This window comes from Rummeliibacillus pycnus, from assembly GCF_050459865.1.
In the GTDB taxonomy this organism is placed as follows: Bacteria; Bacillota; Bacilli; order Bacillales_A; family Planococcaceae; genus Rummeliibacillus; species Rummeliibacillus pycnus_B.
On the sequence record NZ_JBCMNM010000119.1, the window covers coordinates 1 to 8,174 of the forward strand.

An 8,174-nucleotide genomic window follows, 5' to 3' on the forward strand; every position below is an offset into this window, starting at 1 on the left:
TCCACTTCAACGAAGATAGCAATACAAAATTTCTATCTTAAATTTAGTTTGGCTCCCAAAAGTATCTACATTATTGTTTAATATCGAAAAAAGAGCATCTAAAAATCACAATGGATTATTAGATGCCTTTATTATTAAAATTTTAAAATTATCATTATAGAACTTTTTCTAAAAAGTCTTTAGCACGTTGTGTTGAAGGATTGTTAAAGAAATCTTGTGGAGGTGCATCTTCGATTAAATGGCCACCATCTAAGAAGAATACACGATCCGCTACTTCACGAGCAAAGCCCATTTCATGTGTTACGATCATCATGGTCATACCTGTTTTTGTTAAAGACTTCATTACTTCTAGTACTTCTTTTACCATTTCTGGGTCAAGTGCAGAAGTAGGTTCATCAAATAGCATGATATCAGGCTGCATTGCTAATGCTCTTGCAATCGCAACACGTTGCTTTTGACCACCTGAAAGGCGGTTTGGATATTCGTCTTTCTTTTCAAAAAGACCAACTTGTTTAAGTAATTCCTCACCACGTTTTACTGCATCAGTTTTGGATAATTTACTTACTTTCATTGGTGCATAGATTAAATTTTCCATTACTGTTTTGTGTGGGAAGAGATGAAAATGTTGAAATACCATTCCCACTTTTTCGCGTACTTTCATCAAGTTCGTTTTCTTCTCAGTAACATCTTGATTGTTGATGACGATTTGTCCACTTGTCGGAGTTTCTAGTAAGTTAATGCAACGTAAAAAGGTTGATTTACCAGAACCAGAAGGACCAATGATTGCGATGACCTCGCCATCTTGAATCGTTGTTGAAATGCCTTTAAGTACTTCATTTTTCCCAAACGATTTGTGCAAATCTTGTACATTAATCACCTTTTCTCATCCTCTTCTCAACCAATTTACCTACATATGAAAGAACTAATACAATAATATAATAGATTACACCAGCAATAAGTAATGGTTCAATGTAGTGGAATGTTGCACCACCAACAATATAAGCACGACGCATAATATCTAGTGCACCAATTACTGTAACAATAGCTGATTCTTTTGTTAATGAAATAAATTCATTCATTAACGAAGGTATAATATTTTTTAGCGCTTGCGGTAAGATAATATCTTTCATCATACTAGCATAAGAGACACCTAGAGCTTGTGCTGCTTCGCTTTGTCCTTTATCCACAGCCATAATCCCACCGCGAATAATTTCAGAGATATAAGCTGCTGAATTTAAAGAGAATGCTAGAATTGCAGCTGGCATAGGCTCAATTTTGATTTCTGGGAACATTTGTGGAATCCCCATATAAATGATGATTAATTGTAATACAAGTGGTGTACCACGGAATACAGAAGTATAAAAATCGGCCAGCCATTTAAGTGGCTTAATGCCACTTAATTTGACTAGCGAAAGTAATACTCCCAGGATGAAACCGAGCACACACGCAATTACAGCAATTTCTAATGTAACTCCGATCCCTTTAAGGATATAAGGGATCGAAGGTATAATTGGTGTGAAATCCAAATTCATCTAAAGAACCTCTTTCCCTAAATTACTTTACTTTGAACCATTTTGCTTTCATTTTATCGATTTCTCCAGCATCATTTAACTCTTTTACAGCTTTATTGTATTCTTTAACCAATTTGCTTCCTTTAGGGAATGCAGCTGCTTTCTTTTGATTTTCAACGCCTTGGATTGCTGAGAATTTTAAATCTGGGTTTTGTTTTACATAGTTTTCTGCAACTATATCTTCAAGAACAATCCCATCTAATCTTCCTAATTTTACTTCTTGAATAAGTTCAGGAACACGGTCACGAGTTTCAACTTTTACACCACTTACTTTACCAGCAATAGCTTTTGCAGTATCTTCTTCAATTGATGAAACTTGAGCTCCAATTTTTTTACCTTTTAGATCATCAATTTTATCGAACTTAGTATCTTTTTTTGTAATTAGATAATCATGTGTATCGTAATAAGAGTCAGTGAAATCGACTACTTTTGCACGTTCTGGGTTTGGTGTAATACCAGCCATTGAAAAATCAATTTTTTTGGCTTGTACAGCTGGAATCAAACTATTGAATTCCATGTCTTGAATCTTTAATTGATAACCCATTTTTTTCGCAACAGCATTTGCTAAATCGACATCAAAACCGATAATCTCATCTGATTTTGTTGCATCGATATATTCAAATGGGGCAAAGTCTGCTGATGTTCCCATTACTAATACTTTTTTGTTTTGATCACTGTTGTTATCAGTTGCAGTTTTATTTGAACTTGAACTACATCCTGCTAATGACAATGATAATACGGCTGCTGCTGCAAATAACCATTTCTTTTTCATGTTGAAAAGCTCCATTCTGTTTGTTGTTTTTCGGCTATATATTCATTCATTTGAATAATAAAAATATTGCATAATAATACGGGTATGCTGCAATAATGAATATATAAATTAATATTTATGAATATAATAACATAAATATAAAAAAACTAAAGTCCTTTTACGTAAGAATGTGCATTTTTTTTTGATTTATGAAATAAAGATTCAATTAATAATAAATAAATAATAACTTTGTCGAAAATGATCAATTATATACGAGATTTTTGTCGTATTTCCTTATTCCTCGGGCAATATTTATTTTCGAAATATTTCCTATCTTCCGTTATTTCTCACTCTTAAAAATCACTCATTTTTAACCATGTTTCAAATTAAAGATAGCTATAGTTCTTTTGTAAACGAATAAATATTATGTATTTTTCCAAAGACGAATGATTTTTTCTCTAATGTAAAACCAATTTTTTCTGCAACTCGAATCGATTGACTGTTTTGAGGATCAATTATACTAATCATTTTATTTACCCCTAATTGATATAAGCCAAATTCTTTACAGCTAGTTGCCGCTTCAGTTGCATAACCCTTTCCCCAGTATTTTTTGTTAATATGATACCCTATTTCAACTTCCAATTTCCCATCGACTTGTTGTTTTGTAAGACCACAATCTCCTATTACTTGATCAGTTCCCTTCAAGCAAACTGCCCATAAACCGAAGCCGTCTTTATTATATCTTTGTTGATTTTTTTCAATCCATTTTTTCGTTTTTTCAATACAAAATGGTGAAGGATAATATTTCATCGTTTCTTCATCTGAGAAAATAATATGAAGTGATGAAAAATCTTCTAGTATAAATTCTCTTAAGTAAAGATTATTAGTTTCTAATTTAATCATTTTTATATCCCCCTTAAGTTTTCATTCTGCTCTTCATTTTTTATTTCCTTTTTCATACTTAGAACATTATTCATAAATATCCCGATTTCAATTACAAATAATATAACAACAATATATTTTCCAATATCTACAACCAAGTATCTTGCATTTTCAAACAAGCTACAATCTGGTAAATGAATTGTAAAGTTTACATACATACCAAATGTAAAGTTTCGTGCCCATTGTGTTGGATGATAAACGAACAGTCCATTATTCACCCCTAATAGTTTTACTCGTATGATACTTCTAATCAATTCAATACATTCTACTATACAGAATATAATTGAAACCACTAACCAGATATAGATTAGCCAAACACCCAATGATTCCATGCTAATACATAATGCTAAACCAGTTATTGATAATGCACCATGAATAATACAATTAGTATTTTTCCAATTTTGGATAGTGTGATTAATTGTGTCTTTCGTAAAACTTAATACAATCAATCCAAATCCAATGATGTAAAACATGAATCCAATGCATAGCATACCAAGTCCAAGTTCTATTGGAAATTTGACATTGAAAATGGTAACTCCAGCAATGACAAGGGATTGTGTGGCAACACATGACAACAATATTCCACCATGTAATTTTGCAATATATTCCGGATTCCTAATATAAAAAGAATAATTTCTCACAATAATCACCAAATACACCATCCATATAATAAAACCAATGCAATAAAAAACGATACTTGGCATAATGAGTTGTGGAAAATAATAGTGCATATTCAGAATGACAACAGATGTTGCAGCAACCCAAGTTCCAATTGTCAAACTGTTAATCGGATCTTTCAAATGATTGTTGTAAAATGTGCCTTTTTTTAAATCGATTAAAAATAAAGAACCTATCGCCCCAAATATTGCAAAATAATATAATAACCAAAATAAAGCCGATACTAATATTGTATAAAGTGAATTTTTGGATAATCCCAATTAACATTATGCCCATTGCCATAACAATAGCACCAGAATTTGTTGGAATAGATTCAATGCGTTTGTGAACGAAAAATAGAAATGAAATCACAATATACAAAATGAACAGTAAAAGAAAATACATATCAACACAACCTTTAAGAAAATTCCACCTCTCATTATAAAGAGAAAATATTCAATAGTTAATCTCTAACGCTTATTTTTAATTGTGAAACATTTCGCATACTAAAGAACAAAAGCACTGACTTCTCAGTGCTTTTGTTTAAGTATATTTTTTCCTAAGAGTATTTCTTTAATGATTCTTTTATTATTAATTCGCATAAATCCTCATAACTGATTTGATTAGCAAAGGCTTCTTGAGGTAATAAACTAGTTTGCGTCATGCCAGGTAGAGAATTCGCTTCAATACAATAAATTACATTATCTTTATCAACAATAAAGTCTATCCTAGAATACACTTTTAATCCTAACAAATTATATACTTTTAACGCAGTGTTTTGTAATTCTTCAGCTAAACTATCTGGAATATTGGCAGGTGATATTTCTTCACTTGCACCTGCTTGATACTTACTTTGATAATCGAAGAAACCTTTCTTAGGAATAATTTCTATAACAGGTAAAGCAGTTTTTCCAATTATTCCAACAGAAAACTCTCTTCCCTCTATTTTTTCCTCAATTAGAATAGTATGTGAAATATCTTTAATTCCTTCTAATGCTGTATGAAGATCATCAGAATTATTAAGAATTACCACTCCTATGCTAGAACCGTTATCGTTTGGCTTCACAACAACTGGATAATTAATTTCTGGTAATTCTTTTTCAAAATCATAAATATCCCATCTCGGTGTATTTATTCCATTAAAAGCCATTAGTTCTTTTGAAATTATTTTATTCATCGCTAATAGACTGCTCTCATAGCAACTACCAGTATATTGAATACCGTATATATCGAATAACGCCTGTAATTGTCCATTTTCACCAATTCCTCCATGGAGTGCAAGGAAGCAAATATCGGCATTTTGACATATTTCTAACACATTCGGTCCAATTAAAGACTTCTGATTATTTTGCTGTTTTCGTAATACTTCCAAATTAGGCTTTTCTTTAGGCACATTATAAGTATATGTTTCTTTGCTATATTGTTTATAAGCTGATTCAAAATCAGAAACATCTTCTAAACCTTTGTAAATATCTAGTAATAATACATCATGATAATTAATGCATTAGAAATTTGAGCTCCCGAAGCAAGAGAAACATCCCTTTCATCACTTAAACCCCCAGCTAATACAACAATTTTCATTTTTTACCTCCTCTGATTATTATTTATAATTAATTTTTAAATAAGACTACATAAATTCTTAATATAATATAAAAACGTACAATTTATTACACTCTATTTATATATAAAAAAGCCAATTCATTTATGCATAAAAAAGCCCTATTTCTTAATGTTTGATTTCATCAAGAAATAAGACTTTTTTTAATTTGAGTAAATTTAATTTTATAAGTTACTTCACTTTAAACCATTTAGCTTTTAATTCATCGACTTTGCCTTCTTTATTTAATTCATCTAATGCTTTATCGAATTCTGCAGTCAATTTACTTCCCTCTGGGAATGCTGCTGCTTTTGATTGGTCTTCTTGGTTTTGGATAACGTAGTATGATAGGTCTTTATTTTGTTTTAAATAGTTTTCTGCAACAATATCTTCTGTAATTAATGCATCGATACGACCTAATTTAACTTCTTGTACTAGTTCAGGAATACGGTCACGACTTTCAATTGTAATACCTTTAATTTGTTTAGCTAAAGATTTTGCTAAATCCTCTTGGATAGAAGATGTTTGTGCGCCCAGTTTTTTACCTGCTAAATCAGCATCAGATTTAATACCGCTATCTTTTTTAGTTAGCATATATTCTTTCGTATCATAGTAAGATTTAGAGAAATCTACTACTTTATCACGTTCTGCATTTGGTGTCATACCAGCTAATACAAAATCTATTTTATCTGCTTGAAGTGCTGGAATTAAACTATTAAATTCCATATCTTTCACTTGTAATTCATAACCCATTTTTTCTGTTGCAGCTTTTGCAAGGTCAATATCAAAACCGATAATATCATCTGAAACTTTAGCATCGATATATTCAAAAGGTGCATAATCTGCCGCAGTACCCATAACTAATACTTTTTTCTCTTTAGTACCACCAGAACCATTATCAGCTGAATTCTTCGTATCTTTTGATCCGCATCCTGCAAGTGATAGTGCTAAAACTGCTGTTGCTGCGAATAACCATTTTTTTTTCATTTTCATGTCTAAAACTCCCTTATTTAAACTCATTCGTATATTTTTGTAATGCTTGATCTAACATGTTTAAACCATTATCAATTTGTTCTTTCGTAACTGTCAGTGGTGGAATCATTCGGATTACTTCGCCTTCGTTACCACAAAGATAGAACAATACACCTTCTTCAAGCGCTAAATCTAAAATCTGTTTAAGCGCTTTACCATCGCCATTACCAGTAGCTGGATCAATGACATCTATTCCAATCATAAGACCCGTTGCACGAACTTCGCCGATACAATCATATTTTGCTTGAATTACTTTTAATTGCTCTACCGCATATGCGCCAACAACTTTTGAGTTTTCGATTAAGTTTTCTTCTTTGAAAACTTCCAGTGTTGTTAAAGCAACTGAACAAGCAATTGGATTTCCACCAAATGTTGTACCATGAGAACCAATTGGCCATTTTTCCATTAGATTGCGACTAGCAACTGTTGCACTTAATGGAAGACCTGAAGCAATTCCTTTTGCGATTGCCATAATATCAGGCGTTACGTCAAAAGTTTGAGCAGCAAACCATTCACCAGTTCGTCCAAATCCTGTTTGAACTTCATCAAATATGAGTAAAATACCATGACGATCACATATTTCACGAATTTTCTGTAACCACTCTTTAGGTGGAATCACATACCCACCTTCTCCAAGAACAGGTTCCACAATAACAGCTGCCACTTCTTCAGGTGTAACTTGATGTCTAAATAATTGGTTAAAATCACGTTCTAGTTTGTCTACTACATATGCAACTGGATCTACATCTTGAGGCGCTTCTTTCACATTTGCATAAGGAATTTGGTATGACAAATGAGATGGTTGCATAAATTTACGATACTTGCTTTTTGATGTTGTCACACCAAGTGCACCCATTGAACGTCCATGGAAACAACCTGTGAATGAAATCACATATGGTCGCTGTGTAGTGAATTTTGCAAGCTTCAATGCTCCTTCAATAGCTTCTGTACCACTATTTCCATAGAAGAAACAATCTAAATCTCCTGGTAGTATTTCCCCAAGTTGTTTGGAAAGTTCTAAAATCGATTCATACATGATGACTCCAGATGGTCCATGTATTAATTGATCTGCAGCATCTTTTATACTTTGCACGATTTTCGGATGACGGTGTCCCGTGTTAGCAACTGCGATACCAGATGTGAAATCCAGATATTTTTTACCGTCTGCCCCGTAATAATAGCAACCTTCTTCTTTTACTACAGGTAGATTAGGGTGATCTTTAGCCATACTAGGCGCTAAATAATTACCCATGATATCATATAAATCGAGCCAGCTTTCCAATAGTATTCCCCCAATAGTTTTCTGAATATATATTAATTTATATTTATAAATATAATATCATAATTATAAATTTTTTAAATACTTTTTCAATAAATACACAGAAAAAATTTTATATAATTTTTACTTTTCTCTTTAAAACCACCTATAAACAAGCCTCATTTATATTTTTTTGTAAATTTTCTATTAAATTATGTGATTTTCCAATATTTAAAGATGAATAAATATTAATATTTGAAAATTATAATTGTATTGTTAATTGAGTTAATTTCATAAATTTGGGTACTTAGTATACCGCTCCAGATGGCGCTTTCGTGCTAAGCGAGCGTTGAGCCTCCTCGGAAG

Annotated in this window: 8 protein-coding genes; all 8 read right to left on the bottom strand. The window is 31.9% G+C overall.

Annotated elements, in window-relative coordinates; genetic code table 11:
- Positions 1-154: 154 nt before the first annotated feature.
- Positions 155-877 (bottom strand): amino acid ABC transporter ATP-binding protein, encoded by a 723-nt coding sequence (locus ABE048_RS19710; RefSeq protein WP_430312999.1) that lies wholly within the window; start codon positions 875-877, stop codon positions 155-157.
- The gene (locus tag ABE048_RS19715; RefSeq protein ID WP_430313000.1) at positions 870-1,532 is read right to left on the bottom strand and encodes an amino acid ABC transporter permease; all 663 of its coding nucleotides are present in this window, start codon (positions 1,530-1,532) and stop codon (positions 870-872) included. The genes ABE048_RS19710 and ABE048_RS19715 overlap by 8 nt, the downstream gene beginning before the upstream one ends.
- Before the next feature lie 22 nt (positions 1,533-1,554).
- On the bottom strand, positions 1,555-2,343 hold the full coding sequence (locus ABE048_RS19720; RefSeq protein ID WP_430313001.1) for a transporter substrate-binding domain-containing protein: 789 nt from the start codon (positions 2,341-2,343) through the stop codon (positions 1,555-1,557).
- Positions 2,344-2,718: 375 nt separating this feature from the next.
- Positions 2,719-3,225 carry a GNAT family N-acetyltransferase gene (locus ABE048_RS19725; protein ID WP_430313002.1) on the bottom strand — a complete coding sequence of 169 codons (507 nt, stop codon included), beginning with the start codon at positions 3,223-3,225 and terminating at the stop codon, positions 2,719-2,721.
- Between the two features lie 2 nt (positions 3,226-3,227).
- Positions 3,228-4,202, bottom strand: coding sequence for a hypothetical protein (locus ABE048_RS19730; protein WP_430313003.1), 975 nt, complete (start codon positions 4,200-4,202; stop codon positions 3,228-3,230).
- A 278-nt stretch (positions 4,203-4,480) separates the two neighbouring features.
- On the bottom strand, positions 4,481-5,293 hold the full coding sequence (locus tag ABE048_RS19735) for a D-alanine--D-alanine ligase family protein (protein WP_430313004.1): 813 nt from the start codon (positions 5,291-5,293) through the stop codon (positions 4,481-4,483).
- 417 nt (positions 5,294-5,710) lie between these two features.
- A complete protein-coding gene (locus ABE048_RS19740) occupies positions 5,711-6,505 on the bottom strand; it encodes a transporter substrate-binding domain-containing protein (RefSeq protein WP_430313005.1) in 795 nt (264 codons plus the stop codon).
- A 19-nt stretch (positions 6,506-6,524) separates the two neighbouring features.
- Positions 6,525-7,802: an aspartate aminotransferase family protein gene (locus tag ABE048_RS19745; RefSeq protein WP_430313006.1), complete on the bottom strand. Its 1,278-nt coding sequence runs from the start codon at positions 7,800-7,802 to the stop codon at positions 6,525-6,527.
- Positions 7,803-8,174 lie beyond the last annotated feature (372 nt).